Raw genomic sequence first — 21080 nt, forward strand, 5'->3', positions numbered from 1 at the left:
TTAAATAAAAACCTCCCCACACCAGGCGGGAAGGCTGTGACTTTCTTAGTACATCTCCGAAGTTGTCTTACCCTGCATATGAAGCACAAGGTAATCTGGTCCGCCTGCTTTGGAGTCAGTTCCAGACATATTGAAACCGCCAAATGGCTGATAGCCTACGATAGCGCCTGTGCAGCCGCGGTTGAAGTAAAGGTTGCCGACATGAAAGTCTTCACGCGCCTTCTCCATGTTGGTACGGTTGCTAGTAATGACAGCCCCTGTTAAGCCATAGTCGGTGTTGTTGGCGATTTCAATCGCTTGATCGAAATCTTTTGCTTTTGAAAATGCAACAACCGGTCCGAATATTTCTTCCTGCATTAGGCGCGCTTTCGGCTCGAGGTCAGCAATAATAGTTGGCTTTACAAAATAACCAGTGGAATCATCGCCTTCTCCACCTACCATCAGCCTGCCTTCTTCTTTGCCGATTTCAATATATTCGATGATTTTTTTGAAGGCGTTCTGGTCGATTACCGGACCCGTGAAGTTATTTTTATCTTCCGGGTTTCCGACGGTCAGTTCCTTTGTCAATTCGACGGCACGGTTCAACACCTGGTCATAGACATCTTCTACGATAACAGCACGGGAACATGCTGAACATTTTTGCCCGGAGAAGCTGAATGCTGATTTCACAATCGATTGAGCTGCCAGCTCCAGATCAGCCTCTTTATCAACGACGATTGTGTCTTTGCCGCCCATTTCCGCAATGACTCGTTTTAACCAAATTTGGCCCTCATTTACCTTGGAAGCGCGTTCGAAAATACGCGTACCGACCTCGCGGGAACCGGTGAATGATACGAAACGGGTGCGCGGATGGTCAACCAGATAATCCCCCACTTCAGCACCGCTTCCGGGCACGAAGTTAAGTACTCCTTTAGGAAGGCCTGCTTCCTCCATGACTTCGACAAACTTAGCCGCGACTACAGGAGTCGTCGAGGCAGGTTTTAAGAGGACCGTGTTGCCTGTTACGATCGCTGCCACGGTTGTCCCGGCCATGATCGCAAACGGGAAGTTCCATGGAGAAATGATAATCCCTACACCAAGCGGGATATAGTCATAGCGGTTATCTTCATTCGGCCTGCTTTGAACAGGAACCCCGTCTTTTAATAGAAGCATTTGGCGAGCATAGAATTCCATGAAGTCAATGGCTTCAGCAGTATCCGCATCTGCCTCATTCCATGGCTTGCCTGCTTCTTTTGTTAAAAGGGCAGAGAATTCATGCTTGCGGCGGCGGATGATCGCTGCTGCCTTAAATAGTACATCCGCACGGACTTCAGCTTTGACCTTCTTCCATGTAGTAAAAGCTTCATCAGCGGCTTTCATTGCCTTTTCGGCCAATTCGCGGTCTGCCTTGGATACACGGCCGATTACTTCTTCTTTATTGGCTGGGTTATAGGAAATAATCTTATCTTCTGTGGAAATGCGCTCGCCACCGATAACTAAATCATAATCTTGTCCCAAATATGCTTTAACTGTCTTAAGACCTGTTAGATAATCAGTTTTGTTAGTTTCCTGAGAGAAGTCAGTGAACGGTTCATGCTTGTATGTTTGTACCAAATAAATCCCCTCCAATGTAAACTCGAAATTATCAGTCTACTATTATTTTACATGATACTATCTAAGTGTTCAAACATGTAAATACAAAAACAGATCAGTGATAAATATGGACGAACGGCTCATCCTGATTAGCTTTGCGGACAATCAGTGCTTCCGGGCCATTAACGGAGGTGATCGATACCTGTACTGATATATGCGCTTGGAAGTGCTGCATGACCAGACCGGTCACATATTGAGTGAAGCCTACCGCTTCAGATTTACCATAGAATTGGATAGGGATATTCATGTCCAGCTCCTGTAATTGATCATCGACATAGAATGCGCGGCCAATTACACCATTGAAGTTGGGAAAGTACTTTTCGACATCCTGCTTAAAGTTATCAAAGGCATTCACATCTGCACGAAATTTACTTTTCGTTTTATCGTCGGCAGGGAATACGTAATACCTTTCGTTCACTTCTTCCCATTTATCGATTTTACTGCTTCCCTCGTCAACATTCGTATAAGAGATAAAATTCCCTGGTACGACGGAAGATCTTTGTTTTTGTTCAAATAGGGCAATTGTAATCGGAACTTGTTTTAAATTGTCCATTTTCCTTAATCTCTGCAATACTTCCGCAGCGATTTTCCTGCCTTCTTGTTCACGTTTTTTAACATCATTGCTGTAGGTGGCCCCGAATTCCTTTTTTTGATAATAGTTGACAGAATTAAGTGCGAGACCGATAACAACACCGCCAAGCCGCACCTTGTTATTTTTATCCTTTAACAAATAATCATGCTCAAGGATATGGGCTAAATAGATGGGGTTTTCTTGATTTCGGGTGTCCAGGTCACCTTTACCGGAATCTAAGGGATTGAGCCCGATATTTTCAGTTGACTTCAGGCCTTCATCCTTTAATTGTTCCTTTGTGAATTTGCGATTCAGCCAGAGGTTGACCGTTTCTTTGTCCAGATTCTGTCCTTCCTGAAATAAATATTGATCAGGATCAAATTGGTTCTGGGCAATCCGCATGAGGCCTGTCTCGAATTCTTCAATATCATAACGGGTATTCAAATTGGATACTACGAGGCCCCTTGCTTTCGCCGGCTTAAACGGCAGGAATGTCCGATAATATTTGTCTGAAATATTGTAATTCGGAATAATCACCGCTTTCTCCTCTGATTTATTCTTTGATTCAGCTGTATCCGGAACTATTTCCTGCTGCTTCTCGAATTTTGGCGCACAGCCAGCAAGAAGAAGTAACAGAATCAGCCCGATAAAGGAGGATTTTTTCATGGTTCACCTCTTATTTCTCTAATTCTCGAATCAGTCTCTCCTCGTCCCATACTTCAATATCCAGACTCTGCGCTTTTGTTAGCTTAGAACCTGCCTCAATGCCAGCAATAACTAGATCAGTTTTCTTTGAGACACTGCCTGCTACATTCGCTCCCATTGTTTCAAGCTTTTCTATTGCCACATTGCGCGTCAGCTGTTCCAATTTTCCGGTCAACACGACTGTTTTTCCTGCAAAAAACGAATCAGAATTCTCAATAATAACTGGCTTTGCCCCTGTATACACTTGGTTCACTCCGGCCGCAGCCAGCTCTTTGATCAACTCCTGGACTTCCTCGCTGTCAAAGAAAGTGACGACCGAGTCGGCCATTTTTTCCCCAATTTCATTCACTGCTGTTAAATCTTCTTGTGCGGCCTTTCCCAATGCTTCCATCGTATCGAATTCTTGAGCAAGGGTTTTGGCTGCCTTTGAGCCTACATGGCGGATTCCAAGTCCAAATAGCAATCTTTCCAATGAATTGGATTTAGAAGCTTTAATTGCCTGCAAGAGATTGTTGACGGATTTCTCTCCCATCCGCTCCAGGCTAATCAACTGTTCGTAGGTTAATTTATAAATATCAGCAACATCCTTAATTAAATGTTCACTGAATAATTGGCTGATCACTTTCTCTCCAAGTCCGTCAATGTTCATCGCATTACGTGACACAAAATGAATCATCCCTTCACGGATCTGTGCCGGACATTTTGGATTGATGCAGCGAAGCGCCACTTCTTCATCAAGGCGGACAAGCTCGCTCTCACATTCAGGACAGTGAGTGGGCATATGAAATTCCACTTCCTGTCCAGTCCTGCGTTCAGCGAGTACATTTACGACTTCTGGGATGATATCGCCTGCTTTTTTGACGACAACCTGATCGCCGATTTTTATATCTTTTTCTCTGATTAAATCTTCATTATGAAGCGAGGCCCGCTGAACGGTCGTGCCGGCAACTCTTACTGGTTCCAAAATCGCAGTTGGCGTCACCACACCGGTTCGGCCTACACTTAATTCGATATCGCGAAGGGTAGTAACGACTTCTTCAGCCGGAAACTTATACGCAATAGACCAGCGCGGGCTTTTTGCAGTGGTTCCAAGCTCTTGCTGCTGCTCGAGGGAATCGACTTTAATGACGATTCCGTCGATATCATACGCAAGGTTTGGGCGTTTTTCTACCCATCCTTCCACATATGCTATCACTTCCTCGATATTTGCGCATTTTTTTCGTTCTTTATTGGTTTTGAAGCCGAGATGGTCGAGCAAATCCAGGCCTTCACTATGCGATGTTACTCCTGTCTCGCCGAGGTCGGCTATGGCGTATAAGAAAATATCAAGATTTCTCTTAGCTGCCAATTTCGGGTCAAGCTGGCGTAAGGAGCCCGCTGCCGCGTTACGTGGATTCGCGAACGGCTCTTCGCCGCGTTCCGCTTTCGCCTGGTTTAGCGCTTCAAACGATTTTTTCGACATCAACGCTTCACCGCGTACTTCAATCGTAATTGGATCGGTTATTTTTAACGGAATTGATTTTATCGTTTTGAGGTTTTCTGTAATATCTTCCCCGATCGTTCCGTCACCGCGCGTTGCCCCCTGTCGTAATAACCCATCTTCATACAAAAGCGTCACAGCAAGCCCGTCAATCTTCAATTCGCAGACATAGGAAAAACTGTCTCCCACTGCTTGGCGGACTTTCCGGTCAAAGTCACGCAAACCCTCTTCATTGAAAGCATTCCCTAGACTTAACATTGGACTGCGGTGCTCTACTTTTTTAAACATTTCCAAGATCGCTCCGCCGACACGCTGTGTAGGAGAATCGGGAGACCGAAGCTCAGGAAATTGTTCTTCATATTCAATCAGTTCTCTCAAAAGCTTATCATATTCAGCATCCGTGACAGACGGTTTATCCAATACATAATAGTCATAGCTGTATTGATTTAAAATGTTTTGCAAATCTTTCACATGCTTTTCAGCCGTTTTTACGTCCATGACTTCTATCCTTTCCTAAGTGTTGCTCACGCCTTTTCAATCGGCGCAAACTTTGCAAGCAGACGCTTAATGCCGGTTGGGCTTGGGAAAGCAATGTCCAATTCTTTTCCTTCTCCTTCACCCTTCACGCTGACAACTGTTCCGACTCCCCACTTTTTGTGCGACGCTTTATCTCCTACACGCCAGCCGATTTCTTCCCCGCCTGATGTCGAAGGAGCTGTAACAGTACGGGAAGGGGTGCGCTGCTGCATTCCCCTGGAAGAACTTGATGATGACATAAAAGCAGGGCCCTTTTTCTTAGGCAAAAGATCCTCGAGAATGTCCTCAGGGATTTCTGAAATAAAACGGGACACCGGGTTCATGTTCGTCCGGCCATACAGTGTGCGCATTTGGGCATTGGTAAGATACAGCTCGGTTTCAGCCCTTGTGATGCCCACATAAGCGAGGCGGCGTTCTTCTTCCATTTCTTCCTCATCTATAAGCGAGCGGCTATGAGGGAAAATACCCTCTTCAAGTCCTAGCAAAAAGACAATCGGAAATTCAAGCCCTTTTGCTGAGTGAAGGGTCATCAATGTAACAGAATCCTGAGTTTCCTCTGTATCGCCTAATTGGTCGATATCGGCAACCAGTGCCAGATCCGTTAAGAAAGCTACCAATGATTTATCATCACTTTTATCTTCGAAGCTTTTCGTCACGGATAAAAATTCATCTATATTCTCTAGTCTGCTTTGTGACTCGAGCGACTTTTCCGCTTCAAGCATTTCCCGGTACCCCGCTTTCCCGAGCACTTCCTCGACAAGCTCGGTTACCGATAAATATTCCTGCATTTGCGTGTAACCGTGAATTAAGTCGCGGAACTCCCTGACCGCTTTCGAAATCTTCGGGCTAAGCCCAATCTGCTCAATTTCCTGAAGCGCCTGGAACATCGACAAATCATTCATCAGCCCATAGTCGCCAATCTTATCAAGAGAGGTCGCACCGACACCGCGTTTTGGCATATTAATGACACGGCGCAGGGAAATATCATCATCCGGGTTTGCAATCAGGCGCAGATACGCAAGGATATCCTTGATTTCTTTCCGGTCATAGAATTTGATGCCGCCGACAATGCTATATTGGATATTGGATTTTAACAGGACTTCTTCCATTACACGCGATTGTGCATTCGTACGGTAGAGAATGGCGATATCAGAGAATTTCCGAGAGCCGTCCCGCGTCATCTCGTTGATTTTTCCGGCTACAAACTGGGCCTCTCCCTGCTCGCTGTCGGCCCGTAAATAAAAAATTTTGTTTCCTTCGGCATTTTCTGTCCATAGGTTTTTAGGCTTCCGGTTTCGGTTTTTATCGATCACTTCGTTGGCTGCCTGGAGAATCCTTTTTGTCGAACGGTAGTTTTGTTCCAGGAAGATGACATTGGCGTTCGGATAATCCTTCTCAAAGGAAAGGATATTCGCTATATCAGCGCCTCTCCAGCGATAAATCGACTGATCGGAATCGCCGACGACACACAGGTTCCTAAAGCGTGATGCCAGCTGTTTTACGAGCATGTACTGGGCGCGGTTTGTATCCTGGTACTCATCGACATGGATATATTGAAACTTGCGCTGATAATATTCAAGCACCTCAGGCACCCTTTGGAACAACTGGATTGTTATCATGATCAAGTCATCAAAGTCTAGAGCCTGGTTTTTGCGGAGACGTCTTTGATATTCAGCATAAACCTCCGCCACTGTCTGTTCATAATATCCCCCTGCTGCTTTCGTGTAATCCTCTGCAGCCAACAATTCATTTTTGGCAGAGCTGATTGTTCCTAAAATGGCCCGATAGTCAAACTTCTTTGTATCGATATTTTTGTCTTTTAAGATCTGTTTAATAACCGATTGCTGATCGGTTGTATCAAGGATAGAGAAATTCCGGCTAAAGCCAATCCGGTCGATGTCCCTTCGTAAAATGCGGACACACATGGAGTGGAAGGTTGAAATCCAAATTTCCTCAGATGCCCCTCCCAATAGGTTGCGTACTCTTTCTTTCATTTCACGCGCTGCTTTATTTGTGAAAGTGATCGCAAGGATATTCCACGGTGCCACTTCTTTTTCTACCATTAAGTAAGCAATGCGGTGGGTAAGCACTCTTGTCTTACCGCTCCCTGCACCGGCCATGATCAAAAGCGGGCCGTCCGTTGCTTTCACTGCCTTTTGCTGCTGCTCATTTAATCCTTTTACTAATTTATCAGATAAGTATTGCATGAAAACACCATCCTATTTGCAAACATTCGTTCTTATAGTATACTACAACTAATCAAACGATTGATTAATTTTTTTATCGATCTCTATGAACTTCGTTAAACATTTATTTTACTGCTGAAACGGTTTTCAACGCCATAGCCAAATCGTCATATACAATATTTCCCACAACGATCACATCGGCAAACTGCCCCATTTCCTTTGCCTTTTCAGCTGTTTTAATGCCGCCGCCGTAAAAGAGAACCGTTTCTGACAGATTTTCCTTTACCATTTCCACTAAGCGGGGATCACCGTACGTCCCGCTGTATTCAAGATAAAAAATAGGCAAATGAAACATTTTCTCGGCCATGATTGCGTAAGCCATGACATCGCCTTCATCGAGTGCAGTATTTGCCTTCGTCAGCGCTGCAGCTTTACAGTCTGGATTCATAATGCAATAGCCCTCGACAATCATTTCATCCCAATTGATAATTTCACCGTATTCTTTAACTGCCTGATGATGTAAATTCATCATCCAATCCGGGTCCGTGCTGTTTAAGACTGTCGGGATAAAATATAAGTCAAAGCCGGGAGTGACCGTTTCCAGCGAAGAAATCTCCATTATACAAGGAACGGAAAATCTTCGAACCCGCGCCATCAGACCCAGGACATTTTCCAAAGTGATTCCATCTGACCCGCCGACTATGATTGCATCTGTTCCGGATTCACAAATCCGTTCAAGTGCTTCATCCGTTATATCTTTATTGGGATCGAGCTTGAAAGCATGCTTCCACTCACGAAAATCATACATGACAATCCTCCATTCTAGCTTTCCATTACACCATTATATCATTTAGAAATTTCTTAGAAAAACAGAAGAATGTCCGAAAAGCGCAAGCGCCTTGTATAAAGGACCGTCGACTAAGAACCGCCACGTCCTGTGGCGAACGTCGACGTCAGCGCATCCTGCGCAAGTCCGGCAAGCATAAGGCAAGCACAGAAAGAAGGCTTCTTTCCTTCTTGCTGTGCTTGCCTTATGACCTCGAGGCCGACTAAGATCGCCACGTCCTGTGGCAACGCCGGCACTAGCACGTCCTGTGCGTCGGGGCTAGACTGCTTGCGCTAGACACGAAATCAAGTTGAAAAAGTTATACTTTCTTATTCAACAAACGCGAAAAGCCGGGGTTATGTCCCCGGCTTTGGATATTCTAATGAGGTTACTCTTCTTTTATTCTATCAAGGGCCATTGTATAGGCATCATTCCCATAGTTCAGGCAACGTTTTACCCGCGAAATCGTTGCAGTGCTGGCACCAGTCTCCGTCTCGATTTTGTGGTACGTTTTCCCCTCCTGGAGCATTCGTGCCACTTCCAGCCGCTGCGCCAGTGACTGAATCTCATTTACCGTACATAAATCGTCGAAAAAGCGATAGCATTCATCTAAATCCTTTATAGACAAAACAGCTTGAAACAACTGGTCAAGCTCTTTTCCTCTTAATTTATCAATTTGCATAGCATTACTCCTTATTATGACCTAATTATGTTCAGAGTCTCTCTGGCACCCTTACAATATTCTTTTTAAGAGCTATATGAATTATCTGGTGCTTTTCTTTTATATTTTAACGCATTATCGGAGGAAAGAGTACCGTTTTATTCATGACATCGTACATTCCTTCCTGAGTAACGCGTATATACGGCAGATGGGTCGATGAAAAAAAAGACAAACTGTACACCGGATCTGAAAAAGGATAGCCTCTTTCCTGAAGAAGGTTTTTCATCTCATTTTCTTTCTGTATCAGTTCCCGGACAGGCTCACTTGACATGACACCATTCAACGTTAACGGGAGCTCGTATATGACGTTCCCATTTTCGGTCATAACAATCCCGCCGCCAATTTCCTTTAGCCGATTGAAAGCAATGATCATATCTTCCTTCCGCTTGCCAATCAGGATGATATCTCCCGTGTGGGAATAGGAACTGGCAAACCCGCATAATTTATTGGCAAAACCTTTAAGGAGCGTATTGATTCTCCATTTTCCATTCGCATCCACCATCATTAAAAAACATTCATCATGCTTGAAGGATAGCTCCTCATATGAAACATCAAAAGAAATCGAATACGGTTTCGTTATGACATCATTGACCATTTCGATTCCAAACGGCATCGAAAATTCCAAGTCGTTCGCTTCAATGTCCCAGTCAAGCTGCATAGGTTTGAAATCATATTCATCCCAGTTGACTTTGGCAAATTCGGCACTTTCGATTCCATTGCGCTTCACCCATTTTCCTTTCGCAAGCACAGAAACAGGTGTCGGATTTTCCTTATCCTCCAGGAAATTGATATTGGCCACTCTTCCTGTGGCAATATTGCCGTGAAGGTATTCAATGTTATAATAACGGGCGATGTTTATCGTAGCCATATTATAGGCATCAATCACCGGAATACCTTTTTCGATTGCGATTCTAATCATGTTGTCGGTTAATCCTTGTTCATAAAAGGAAGGCGGTGAGCCGTCAGTCGTGAATAGGAATTTATCGAAATGCTCTATTCCCAGCTCCTGAATTTCATCCAGCAATTTAGGCAGATCAGGACGGATTGAAGAATGGCGCAGCGATACAGTATACCCCTGCATCAAGCGTGACATCACTTCTTTGCCAGTCATGGCTTCATGATCGGCATCGGCCCCGAACAGCATCATTTTTGCCAGCGTTTTTTCAGAGGCACCTGGAAAATGCCCTTCAATTTGCTTTCTCATCCGTTTCGCTTCCTGCATCCAGTGAAGCAGCATATCATCGCCAGCCAGCAGCCGAGGCCAGCCTGTCAGCTCTCCGCCCTGAAGGACGGCATCATGCTCTAGCCATGACTTTACTTCACCATGTGAAAAAATCATTTCCTCATTCTGAATTTCCGTTTGCGCATCAAATCGGCACCACCAATACATCGTGGCCGGAATGTTTCGCAACTCCCTCAGCAGAGAAAACGCTTTCTTTTTTTCTAATTGTAAAAAAAGGACCAGGTTATCATTGATTAACGTCGTGGTTCCAAAATTAGATGCATAATGAGAAAGAGAAAGGGGATTATATAATTGGGATGGATGGGAATGGGGTTCGATGTAACCCGGAACGAGATATTGTTCTTTACAATCAACAATTTCACAGCCGTCAAGTTTATCGGGAAGTTTTTCTCCAACATAGACGATCCGATCGTCGTAAATCCAAATATTCGCTTTCATCCATTTTCTAAACACTTGATTTAAGTAGACTGCATCCTTAAGCAATATATGTGGTGCCCTATTGCCATCCAACACATCTGTATGCTCACGCAGATGCTTGTTTTTCCATCTATATCGTTGTTCTAGCATGAACATCACCCCATTTGTTTCTGATTTTATCTACAAACATGTAGTAAGCGCTTTATTTAACCAATTGACTGGAAGAATCCGATTAAGTTTTTCTATATAGTAACATATTAAACAGTTTAACACAGTAAAGTTTTAAAACTTTCTGTTACAACTTTGTGAAAGAGGCCATTTATATGAAAGTACAGCAAAATATCGGGATTGTGAACGCCTTGATCCGGATTATATGCGGATTCACATTATTGGCATGGACTACGGCCAAACTCGTTAAGAAACCAGGACGGGAATCTTACATACTCGTTGCGATGTTGGCAGCAATGAAAATTGGCGAAGGGTTTCTCCGTTATTGTCCATTAACGGACATATATGAGAGCATGAATAAAGGTGACGTTTCTGACAATCAGGATGAAAAGCAGTCGGATCGGCAGTCATAACGCTTTTTTGGCAGATAAAAATGCTTGGATTATGTCTTTATCCAAGCATTTTTACTTATGTTCCTATAAACAAACGTTGTAAACAGATCCAACTTTTTAGTCTTACTATCCAAATCCGATAGTTTACTATCCGATTAATGATTGTTTAGGAAAAATCGAATTGGATCGCCTTCTGTCCAATGTCCTTTCTCCAGAAAAGCCCATCACTTTGAAGCGGTTTGAGCTCTTTATAGACATTTACTTGGGCTGACAGAAGGTCGGATCCTTTTGCGGCCAGCAAAAGGACGCGCCCTCCGTTCGATATATAGTCACCGGACTCATTTTTTGCTGTACCCGCGTGATAAATATGCGTTTCAGGACTGATCTCTTCCAGTCCTTTAATGATAGAGCCCTTTTCGTATTCACCCGGATAGCCTTTCGCAGCAACAACCACCCCAAGTACTGGCTCGGCATCCCACTCGATTTGAAATTCGCTTCCGTCCAGAACAGCCTCAAGAACATCGATAAAATCCGTTTTCAGCCTTGGCAGTACGACCTGCGTTTCCGGGTCGCCGAATCTTGCGTTGAACTCAATGACTTTGGTTCCATTTTTCGTTGCTATTAAACCCGCATATAGAACGCCTGTGAATGGACGCCCTTCCTCGACAAGTGCGGCTGCTGCCGGTTTCAGGACAGTTTCCAACGCTTTTTCAACAATGACATCAGGAATTTGCGGCACCGGTGAATAAGCGCCCATTCCCCCGGTATTCGGTCCTTTATCATCGTCGAATGCCCGCTTATGGTCCTGGGCGATTACCATTGGATAGACTTTTTCGCCATTTACAAAGGCCATGAACGAAAATTCTTCGCCGTCTAAATATTCTTCTATGACCACTTTCGCAGATGATTTGCCGAACTTAGCATCTACGAGCATGTCGTGGAGGGCCTCCATTGCATCTTTCATCGTTTCGGCAACGACTACCCCTTTTCCAGCGGCAAGCCCGTCTGCTTTAATCACGATAGGCACACCCTTTTCCTCCAAGTATGCTTTCGCCTCATCAAAGTTTGTGAATGTTTCATATTCCGCGGTTGGAATATCATACTTTTTCATTAGGTCCTTAGCAAATGATTTACTGCCTTCAATCTCTGCAGCCAGCCGGTCAGGCCCGAACACCCGCAGGCCTGCCTGTTTAAAATCATCAGCCAGACCATTCAGCAAAGGGATTTCCGCTCCGATCACGGTCAGGGAAATATCATGTTCCTTCGCAAAAGCAATAAGAGCTTCATGGTTGTTTTCCTGGATCGGTACCAGTTCGGCAACATCCTCCATCCCCGGATTTCCAGGTGCGGCATATACTTGATTGACACGTTTGCTTTCCTTCAGCTTGTGGGCAATGGCATGCTCCCTGCCGCCCCGGCCGATAACTAACACATTCATGAATCCACCTCATTTCATAAGAAAAACCGTCACCGGTCCTTGGCTTACGAACATTGTTCTTCAGTAAGAGCATTGATTAGCCAAGGAGACACCCGACAGGCATAAGACGAGCAAATGCATGGGAACCGGTTTTTTCCCCATCAGCTGATTGGCTTATGACCCGAGGGTGGCAGGTGTAAGGTTAGACACCAATCTACATTCAAAAAAGTTATACTTTATTATCTCTTAAGAAAAGCGCAAGCGCCTTGTCAGAAGGAACGTCGACTAAAATCCGCCACGTCCTGTGGCGCACGTATAATACTTATACCCACTTTGCACCGACATGATCCCAGCATTAGTGTTTAAAATGCCGGACTCCTGTAAATACCATGGCAATCCCGTATTCATCCGCTTTCTTGATGGAATCCTCATCCTTGACAGATCCCCCTGGCTGAATGATGGCTGTGATGCCCGCCTTTGCTGCCGCTTCGACTGTATCGTCCATTGGGAAGAAGGCATCAGAAGCCAAAGCGCTGCCTTTTGCCCTTTCAGCAGCCTGTTCCAAGGCTATTTTGGCAGCACCGACACGGTTCATCTGTCCAGCACCGACACCGAGTGTCATTTTGTCATCGCAAACTACAATTGCATTGGATTTTACATGCTTAACGACCTTCCAACCAAGCTTCAATGCTTCCCACTCCTGGTCTGTCGGCTGGCGTTTTGTCGGAATTGTTATAGTTGCCTGATCCCATCCGTGTCCGTCCATATCCTGGACAAGCAGGCCTCCTTCGATGGAAGTCAATTTACGTTCCACTTTTTGGCTGCCTTCAAAGTCAATGGTTAACAGACGAATGTTTTTCTTTGCTGTCAGGATTTCAAATGCTTCCTTTGAAAAGTGAGGGGCAATGACAATCTCCAAGAAAATACCGCTCAAGATCTCGGCTGTTTCCTTATCAACTTCGCGATTCAACGCGATAATTCCGCCGAAAATCGATGTTTCATCGGCTTCATAAGCTTTTTTGAATGCTTCTGCAACGCTGGATCCTGTACCAACTCCGCACGGGTTCATATGCTTTACGGCAACAGCTGCCGGTTCTTTAAATTCTTTCACAATTTGAATGGACGCATCGGCATCATTAATATTATTGTAAGACAGCTCTTTTCCGTGCAGCTGTTCTGCATGGGCAATGGAGAATGCAGAGCCAAGCGGCTTTTTATAAAAGGACGCCTTCTGATGGGGATTTTCGCCGTAGCGGAGCGTTTGCTTTAATTCATATGTTACCGTCAGGCTTTCCGGATTTTCTTCTTCAGCATGCTTTGTCATATATTCGGATATCACAGCGTCATATGAGGCCGTATGGCGGAATACCTTTGCGGCAAGCCTTCTTTTTGTGGCAGGCTGGGCTTCCCCTTGTTCGAACAATTCACCAAGGACTGCTTCATAATCAGCGGGATCTGTCACAACCGTTACATATTCATGGTTTTTAGCAGCTGAACGAAGCATCGTCGGTCCGCCGATATCAATATTTTCAATTGCATCCTCCGCGGTAACGTCCGGCTTGGCGATGGTCTGCTGAAACGGATAAAGATTGACACAGACGAGCTGAATCGGGGTAATGTTATGCTGTTCGAGCTGGCTCTGATGTTCTGGATCTCCGTGTCGGGCCAAAAGTGCACCATGAACATTTGGATGCAGGGTTTTCACGCGTCCATCCAAAATTTCAGGAAATCCGGTAACCTCGCTGATTCCTGTCACTTCTATGCCGTTTTCTGTTAATGCTTTCTTCGTGCCTCCGGTAGATACGATTTCAAAGCCGGCTTCTTTTAAACCTTTTGCAAATTCTACAATACCGGTCTTATCGGAAACACTAAGCAATGCTCTTTTAGACACTTTTATCCCTCCACATGAATGTTATGATTTTTTTGTAATAGTTCCTTTAGAACGAGCGGATATAGTTCATGCTCCTTACCCTGAATCCGCTGCTGAAGGGTCTGTCGTGTATCGCCCTCCAACACCGGAACAGACTGCTGCGCAATGATCGGCCCGGTGTCCATTCCTTCATCTACGAAATGAACCGTCACCCCTGTGATCTTCACTTTTGCAGCAAAAGCTTGGCCGATTGCATCCCTGCCCGGGAATGCCGGAAGCAATGACGGATGGATGTTGATAATCCTGCCCGGGAACTCATGTAAAAGCGTCGGTCCGATCAAGCGCATATAGCCAGCCAAAACAATGAATTCCACTTCATGATCACGAAGCTTCGTTAAGATAACTGTTTCAAAGTCTTCTTTACTTTTATATTCTTTAGGCGTAAAGCAGAATGTCTCGATTCCGGCTGAATCAGCCCTTCGCAGGACAAAGGCATCCTTTTTGTCGCTCACAACCAGACAGATTTCCGCATCCAAACCGCTTTCTTTCTTTGCATCGACAATCGCTTGAAAGTTGCTTCCGTTCCCTGATGCAAAAACGGCAATTTTCTTCATCGGGTAAAGGACACTCCTTCCCCGCTGACCACTTTTCCAATCACACTCGCTTTTTCCCCACAGCTTTCAAAATGGCTTAAAACATCTTCCCCATCTTCCGGGCTTACTACGACAGCCATGCCAATTCCCATATTAAAAATATTGAACATTTCTTCCTCGGACAGCTTTCCTTTCGTTTCCAGCAATTTAAAAATCGGCGGGATATCCCACGTCCCCTGTTCGATTTCAATGCCGCGATTTTCAGGAAGCATGCGCGGGAGATTTTCGATAAATCCGCCGCCGGTGATATGGGCCATCCCTTTTACCTTGAATTTCTTCAATGCTGACAGGATTGGCTTCACATAGATTTTTGTCGGCTTAAGTAATTCTTCGCCCAAGGTGCAGCCCAGTTCATCGATTTGTTTAGTTAATGCCATCTGGGAGTCTTGCAGCAAAACCTTGCGGACGAGCGAGTAGCCATTGCTGTGAATCCCGCTTGATGCAAGACCGATGACAACATCCCCTGGAACAATGTCTTTTCCGGTGATAAGTTTCGATTTTTCACTGGCCCCTACGGCAAATCCAGCCACATCGTATTCATCCACATCATACATTCCCGGCATTTCAGCAGTCTCACCGCCGATAAGCGCACAGCCAGCCTGCTCACAGCCGTCAGCAATCCCTTTTACGACGCTTTCGATTTTCTCGGGAAGCGCTTTGCCGCAAGCAATATAATCTAAAAAGTAAATCGGTTCAGCGCCCTGAACGACAATGTCATTGACGCACATAGCGACACAGTCAACTCCGATCGTATCATGCTTATCAAGCATGATTGCCAAAAGCAGCTTCGTCCCGACACCATCTGTACCAGACACTAAGACCGGTTCTTTCAAACCCAGTGAAGATAAATCAAACATTCCGCCAAAACCGCCCAGCGAGCTCATGACTTCCGGGCGCATCGTCCGCTTCACATGTTTTTTCATCCGGGTAACCGATTCATAGCCTGCCTCGATATCAACCCCAGCCTGCTTATATGCATTTGCCACTGCTATTCCTCCCCAATTAGCTTTTTTGCAGCTCCGGTACAGCCTGCTCGTAAATCTCCGTTGGATAATGACCGGTAAAGCACGCAAGGCATTGCCCGTGGTTTTCGCCGCCAAAAGGCCTTCCAATCCCCTTTACCATACCTTCAACACTTAAGAAAGTAAGGGAATCCGCGCCAATAAGCTCCCTTATCTCTTCCACGGAGTTTTCTGAAGCGATCAATTCATCCTTAGAGGATGTATCGATTCCATAGAAGCAAGGGTTTTGAATCGGAGGCGAGCTGATTAAGACATGTACCTCTTTTGCTCCGGCTTCCTTCAGCATTGTGACTATCCGTCTGCTCGTTGTACCGCGGACAATCGAGTCATCCACCATAATGACGCGTTTGCCTTCGACTACTCCCCTGACCGGGGCAAGCTTCATTTTTACCCCTTGCTCGCGCAGGGACTGTGACGGCTGAATAAACGTCCGCCCTACATATCTGTTTTTGATTAAACCCATTTCATATGGAATCCCTGAAGCTTCCGCATACCCGATGGCGGCAGAAATACTGGAATCAGGCACGCCCGTAACCACGTCTGCCTCTACTAATGCTTCAATGGCCAGCTGTTTGCCTAAGTTTTTTCTGGCAGTATGAACATTAATGCCGTCAATATTGCTATCCGGACGGGAAAAATAAACATATTCCATTGTGCACATCGAACGTTGGCTTGAAATGGAAAAGCGTTCCGAATGTATACCTTCTTCATTTATAATAACCAGTTCCCCCGGTTCAAAGTCCCTGACAAATTCAGCTCCGACGATATCCAGCGCACAAGTTTCAGAAGCGACTACATACGCGTCTCCTACCCTTCCAAGAGAAAGCGGACGCAGTCCATGCGGATCAAGCGCGACAATCATTTCCGTTTCGGTCATGATCAAGAACGCATAAGCGCCTTTTATCATGCCTAATGCATTTTTAACCCGTTCCTTAAGTTCCAAAGAGCCGCCCCTTTTAATTAAATGGGCAAGCACTTCCGTATCAGAAGATGTTTGAAAGATGCTGCCTTGTGCTTCAAGCTGCCCTTTCAGCTGTTTTGCATTGACAAGATTCCCATTATGGGCGAGGGCAAGGCCTCCGCTTTGGGCGTTAAACAGAAACGGCTGAACATTTTCATACCCTCCGCCGCCTGCTGTTGCATAGCGTACATGACCGATTGCCGCTATGCCAGATAGGTCTTCCATTTTCTCTGAGGTAAAGACTTCAGTAACAAGCCCTTCTCCTTTAACACCCGTCAGTTTCTTTCCATCACTCAGCACCATTCCAGCGCCTTCCTGGCCGCGGTGCTGCAGGCTGTGCAATCCATAATAGGTAATCTGTGCCGCATCATCATGGCCCCAAACCCCGAACACACCGCATTCCTCATTCAGGCCTTTTATTTCAGCAAGCATGGGATCGCCCCTTTCCAGGCTTCGTATAATTCACTGACATCTGCATGAACCAATTGATCATTTTTCTCATTCACAACTGTTAAAACACGACTGTTTGTTACTTTCCCAATAAGGGTTGCATCCACAGCCATTTCTTCAAATGCTCCGCGATGTTCAGGGTTAACAGAGACCAAAAAGCGCGATTGCGTTTCGCTGAATAATGCTGCTGCTTCATCGCCTGTGACTTTTACTTCTGCACCAAAATCTTCGGTTCCGAATAATGATTCCGCAATGGCAACAGCCAAGCCGCCTTCTGCTACGTCATGGGCGGAGGCAATCAGTCCGTTCTTGATGGCTGCCAATACTTGAGCCTGTCGTGTCTTTTCTACTTCTAAATCAAGAGAAGGGGCTTTACCGAAGATTCTTCCTTCGATCATTTTTTGAAGCTCGCTGCCTGCGAATTCAATGTTTGTTTCGCCTACTACATAAATCAGATCACCCGCATTTTTAAAGGTCTGCGTCGTTACGTGATTGATATCTTCAATTAAGCCGACCATGCCCACTACCGGGGTAGGGTACACAGCAACGCCGTTTGTTTCATTATAGAGAGAGACATTGCCGCCAATGACTGGTGTACTTAAAACACGGCACGCTTCACTCATCCCGTCCGCTGCTTTCTCAATCTGCCAGAAAATCTCCGGCTTCTCCGGGTTCCCGAAATTGAGGCAGTCCGTGATCGCCAGCGGTTCACCACCGGAACATACAATATTACGGGCAGCCTCGGCCACGGCAATTTTGCCTCCGGTTTCAGGATCAAGATATAAATAACGGGAATTGCAGTCCGTCGTCATCGCAAGTGCCTTATTGGTATCCCTGATTCTGATGACAGCTGCATCCGAACCGGGCACGACAACCGTATTGGTCTGGACCATATAATCATACTGGTCGTATACCCATTCCTTGCTTGAAATTGTAGGCTGGGATAGTAATTGTTTTAGGGTCGCATTGTAATCATGCAATCGATAAGACTTGTTTTCCATCTGCTGGAACTCTTGAAAATAGAGTGGTTCACGGGAAGGTTTATAGTACACTGGTGCTTCTTCCGCAAGGGCATCGGCCGGCACTTTTGCCACAAGTTCACCGTCATGGTAGAGTGTCAGGTTTTTATCATCGGTTACTTTCCCGACTGAGACTGCCTCGAGTCCGTATTTCGAAAATAAATCAACGATTTCCTGCTCACGCCCCTGTTTAACAACGATCAGCATTCTTTCCTGGGATTCTGAAAGCATCATTTCATAGGCAGTCATGCCTGTCTCACGCTGCGGAATGAAATCCAGGTTCATTTCAATCCCTGATCCTGCCTTGCTGGCCATTTCTGCTGAAGAGCTTGCCAGACCGGCAGCCCCCATATCCTGGATTCCGACAAGCGCATCGGATTGGATCAATTCAAGGCATGCCTCAAGCAAAAGTTTTTCCATGAAAGGATCGCCGACCTGGACAGCCGGGCGCTTTTCTTCGGAAGCTTCCGACAATTCTTCGGAAGCAAAGGTTGCTCCGTGAATTCCGTCTCTGCCTGTCTTGGCACCTACATACATCACGGTATTACCCGCACCATGGGCCTGGCCTTTTTTGATATCTTCATGGTTAATCAAACCGACACACATCGCGTTGACTAGCGGATTTCCCTCATAGGAGGGATCGAATTGGATTTCTCCGCCGACAGTCGGAATTCCAATGCAGTTACCGTAACCGGCAATTCCTGCAACAACTTCTTTAAATAGATACTTAACCCGTGAATTAGTTAATTCCCCAAAACGCAGGGAATTTAATAGCGCAATTGGACGCGCACCCATGGAGAATACATCACGGATGATGCCGCCCACGCCGGTAGCCGCGCCTTGGTAAGGTTCGATTGCTGATGGATGGTTATGACTTTCAATTTTAAAAACGACAGCCTGATTATCGCCGATGTCGACGATTCCGGCTCCTTCTCCGGGTCCCTGCAAAACTTTTTCCCCTGTAACAGGAAACTTTTTCAGCACAGGCTTGGAGTTCTTGTAAGAACAGTGCTCCGACCACATAACAGAAAAAAGCCCGGTTTCTGTATAATTTGGCAGTCGGCCAAGGATTTCTTCAACCTTTGCAAATTCCTGGTCGGATAACCCCATTTGTGAATAAATGCGCTCAGATTTGATCATTTCCGGTGTTGTTTCAAGCAGTAACGACATGTGATCCCCTCCAGCTTTTTACGATCGATTGAAACAGCTTTAATCCGTCTGCACTTCCAAGCAGCGAGTCAACTGCACGCTCTGGATGCGGCATCATGCCAAGCACATTGCCGCTTTTATTGGTAATCCCCGCAATATCTTCAAGGCTTCCGTTTGGATTCTCGCCATGGTAGGAAAAGACGATTTGGTTATTTTGCTTTAATTCCTCAAGGGTTTTTTCATCGCAATAATAATTGCCTTCTCCATGAGCGATCGGAACAGAGATTACTTCGCCCTGTTCATAAGCATTTGTAAACATTGTTTCATTGTTTTCAACCTTCAAATTCGCAGGACGGCAGATAAACTTCAAGTCTTTATTTCTGCGCATTGCCCCTGGCAATAAACCTGCTTCCAGTAAAACTTGAAACCCATTACATACACCTAGGACTGGTTTTCCAGCTTCGGCTGCCTTGATCACTTCTGATGTTACATTGGAAAAACGGGCAATGGCGCCGGAACGAAGATAGTCTCCATAAGAAAATCCTCCCGGAAGTAAGATTCCGTCATAACCGTCGAGGCTGTCTTCCGTATGCCAGACAAATTCTGCTTCTTCACCGAGTTCATCCTTAATCGCATGGTACATATCGCTGTCACAATTGGAACCTGGAAAGACGATCACTGCAAATTTCATTGAGTGATAACCTCCTCGATTTCATATCGATAGTCCTCAATTACTGTATTGGCCAGCAGCCTTTCACACATTTCTTTAACAAGCTGGTCAACATCGCGGTCCGATTTTTCAATCGCAAGTTCAAGGTATTTGCCGATCCGGACATCCTTCACTTCGTTATAAGTCATGCTGTGCAATGATTGCTGGACGGCCGTTCCCTGTGGATCCAATACACTTTCACGTAAGGTGATAAATACTTTGACTTTATACATGCAGGTTCTCCCCCAGCTTCGTTAAGATTTTTTCATATGCATCGGTTAGGTTGCCCAAGTCACGGCGAAAGACATCTTTATCCAATCGTTCATTCGTAGCTATATCCCAAAGCCTGCATGTATCCGGTGATATTTCGTCGGCAAGCAGGATTTCATTATCTTCAGTTTTACCAAATTCCAATTTAAAATCAATCAGAGAGACGCCAAGCTCTTTAAAAAAGGGAATTAAAATGCGATTAATTTGCAAGGCTTTTTGTTTTAACATTTCAACTTCTTCTTTGTCTGCAAGTGCTAGTTCTTCGATATGATCTTCCGTTAATAGAGGGTCGCCAAGTGCGTCATCCTTATAATAAAGTTCTACCAGCGTCTTTTTTAAAGGAGTGCCTTCGGGAATGCCCAGTCTCTTCGAAAGAGTGCCGGCAACCGTATTCCGTACTACAACTTCAAGTGGGATGATATCGACCTTTTTAACCAGCTGCTCTGTGTCCGATAGCTGCTCAACAAAGTGTGAAGCAATGTTTTCCTGATGAAGCTTAGAAAATAGCAGGCTCGAAATCTTGTTATTCAGCATTCCTTTGCCAGTAATTTCTGCCTTCTTTACGCCATTAAAGGCTGTAGCGGAATCTTTATATTCTACCCATACCAACCCATTTTCGTCTGTTGCATAGATTCGTTTGGCTTTTCCTTCATACAGTAGTTCGCCCTTTTTCATCAGTCAG

General features: G+C 45.3%; 17 protein-coding genes. 1 reads left to right on the forward strand and 16 read right to left on the reverse strand.

Annotated elements, in window-relative coordinates; all coding sequences use genetic code 11:
- Nucleotides 1-45: 45 nt before the first annotated feature.
- The 7 genes from pruA to ELQ35_RS16730 all read right to left on the reverse strand — a co-directional run bounded on the left by pruA (nt 46) and on the right by ELQ35_RS16730 (nt 10468).
- Nucleotides 46-1593 carry an L-glutamate gamma-semialdehyde dehydrogenase gene (pruA, locus tag ELQ35_RS16700; RefSeq protein ID WP_126866213.1) on the reverse strand — a complete coding sequence of 516 codons (1548 nt, stop codon included), beginning with the start codon at nt 1591-1593 and terminating at the stop codon, nt 46-48.
- A 94-nt stretch (nt 1594-1687) separates the two neighbouring features.
- Nucleotides 1688-2869 (reverse strand): CamS family sex pheromone protein, encoded by a 1182-nt coding sequence (locus ELQ35_RS16705; RefSeq protein ID WP_126866215.1) that lies wholly within the window; start codon nt 2867-2869, stop codon nt 1688-1690.
- Between the two features lie 10 nt (nt 2870-2879).
- Nucleotides 2880-4886 (reverse strand): NAD-dependent DNA ligase LigA, encoded by a 2007-nt coding sequence (gene ligA, locus ELQ35_RS16710; protein ID WP_126866217.1) that lies wholly within the window; start codon nt 4884-4886, stop codon nt 2880-2882.
- 26 nt (nt 4887-4912) lie between these two features.
- Nucleotides 4913-7132 carry a DNA helicase PcrA gene (gene pcrA / locus ELQ35_RS16715; protein WP_126866218.1) on the reverse strand — a complete coding sequence of 740 codons (2220 nt, stop codon included), beginning with the start codon at nt 7130-7132 and terminating at the stop codon, nt 4913-4915.
- Between the two features lie 103 nt (nt 7133-7235).
- Nucleotides 7236-7919, reverse strand: a complete 684-nt coding sequence (gene pcrB / locus ELQ35_RS16720) for a heptaprenylglyceryl phosphate synthase (RefSeq protein WP_126866219.1) — start codon at nt 7917-7919, stop codon at nt 7236-7238.
- A gap of 406 nt (nt 7920-8325) precedes the next feature.
- The gene (locus ELQ35_RS16725) at nt 8326-8619 is read right to left on the reverse strand and encodes a YerC/YecD family TrpR-related protein (RefSeq protein WP_126866221.1); all 294 of its coding nucleotides are present in this window, start codon (nt 8617-8619) and stop codon (nt 8326-8328) included.
- A gap of 106 nt (nt 8620-8725) precedes the next feature.
- Nucleotides 8726-10468 carry an adenine deaminase C-terminal domain-containing protein gene (locus ELQ35_RS16730; RefSeq protein WP_126866223.1) on the reverse strand — a complete coding sequence of 581 codons (1743 nt, stop codon included), beginning with the start codon at nt 10466-10468 and terminating at the stop codon, nt 8726-8728.
- A 173-nt stretch (nt 10469-10641) separates the two neighbouring features.
- Between ELQ35_RS16730 and ELQ35_RS16735 the strand changes: the two genes are divergently transcribed.
- Nucleotides 10642-10899 carry a YgaP family membrane protein gene (locus tag ELQ35_RS16735; RefSeq protein WP_126866225.1) on the forward strand — a complete coding sequence of 86 codons (258 nt, stop codon included), beginning with the start codon at nt 10642-10644 and terminating at the stop codon, nt 10897-10899.
- A gap of 145 nt (nt 10900-11044) precedes the next feature.
- Here ELQ35_RS16735 and purD read toward each other — a convergent pair whose 3' ends face one another.
- The 9 genes from purD to purC all read right to left on the reverse strand — a co-directional run bounded on the left by purD (nt 11045) and on the right by purC (nt 21073).
- Nucleotides 11045-12316: a phosphoribosylamine--glycine ligase gene (gene purD / locus ELQ35_RS16740; protein ID WP_126866227.1), complete on the reverse strand. Its 1272-nt coding sequence runs from the start codon at nt 12314-12316 to the stop codon at nt 11045-11047.
- Nucleotides 12317-12650: 334 nt separating this feature from the next.
- Nucleotides 12651-14186 carry a bifunctional phosphoribosylaminoimidazolecarboxamide formyltransferase/IMP cyclohydrolase gene (gene purH / locus ELQ35_RS16745; protein ID WP_126866229.1) on the reverse strand — a complete coding sequence of 512 codons (1536 nt, stop codon included), beginning with the start codon at nt 14184-14186 and terminating at the stop codon, nt 12651-12653.
- Between the two features lie 2 nt (nt 14187-14188).
- Nucleotides 14189-14779, reverse strand: coding sequence for a phosphoribosylglycinamide formyltransferase (gene purN / locus ELQ35_RS16750; protein ID WP_126866231.1), 591 nt, complete (start codon nt 14777-14779; stop codon nt 14189-14191).
- Nucleotides 14776-15804, reverse strand: a complete 1029-nt coding sequence (purM, locus tag ELQ35_RS16755; RefSeq protein WP_126866233.1) for a phosphoribosylformylglycinamidine cyclo-ligase — start codon at nt 15802-15804, stop codon at nt 14776-14778. The genes purN and purM overlap by 4 nt, the downstream gene beginning before the upstream one ends.
- A 16-nt stretch (nt 15805-15820) precedes the next feature.
- Nucleotides 15821-17233: an amidophosphoribosyltransferase gene (gene purF, locus ELQ35_RS16760; protein WP_126866235.1), complete on the reverse strand. Its 1413-nt coding sequence runs from the start codon at nt 17231-17233 to the stop codon at nt 15821-15823.
- Nucleotides 17218-19440: a phosphoribosylformylglycinamidine synthase subunit PurL gene (gene purL, locus ELQ35_RS16765; protein ID WP_126866237.1), complete on the reverse strand. Its 2223-nt coding sequence runs from the start codon at nt 19438-19440 to the stop codon at nt 17218-17220. Before purL ends, purF begins: the two co-directional genes overlap by 16 nt.
- Nucleotides 19424-20110, reverse strand: a complete 687-nt coding sequence (gene purQ, locus ELQ35_RS16770; RefSeq protein ID WP_126866239.1) for a phosphoribosylformylglycinamidine synthase subunit PurQ — start codon at nt 20108-20110, stop codon at nt 19424-19426. The genes purL and purQ overlap by 17 nt, the downstream gene beginning before the upstream one ends.
- Nucleotides 20107-20361: a phosphoribosylformylglycinamidine synthase subunit PurS gene (gene purS, locus ELQ35_RS16775; protein WP_126866240.1), complete on the reverse strand. Its 255-nt coding sequence runs from the start codon at nt 20359-20361 to the stop codon at nt 20107-20109. Before purS ends, purQ begins: the two co-directional genes overlap by 4 nt.
- Complete coding sequence (gene purC / locus ELQ35_RS16780; protein WP_126866242.1) at nt 20354-21073, reverse strand: phosphoribosylaminoimidazolesuccinocarboxamide synthase; 720 nt, start codon at nt 21071-21073, stop codon at nt 20354-20356. Before purC ends, purS begins: the two co-directional genes overlap by 8 nt.
- Nucleotides 21074-21080: the final 7 nt, after the last annotated feature.

This window comes from Peribacillus cavernae, from assembly GCF_003989135.1.
GTDB lineage: Bacteria > Bacillota > Bacilli > Bacillales > DSM-1321 > Peribacillus > Peribacillus cavernae.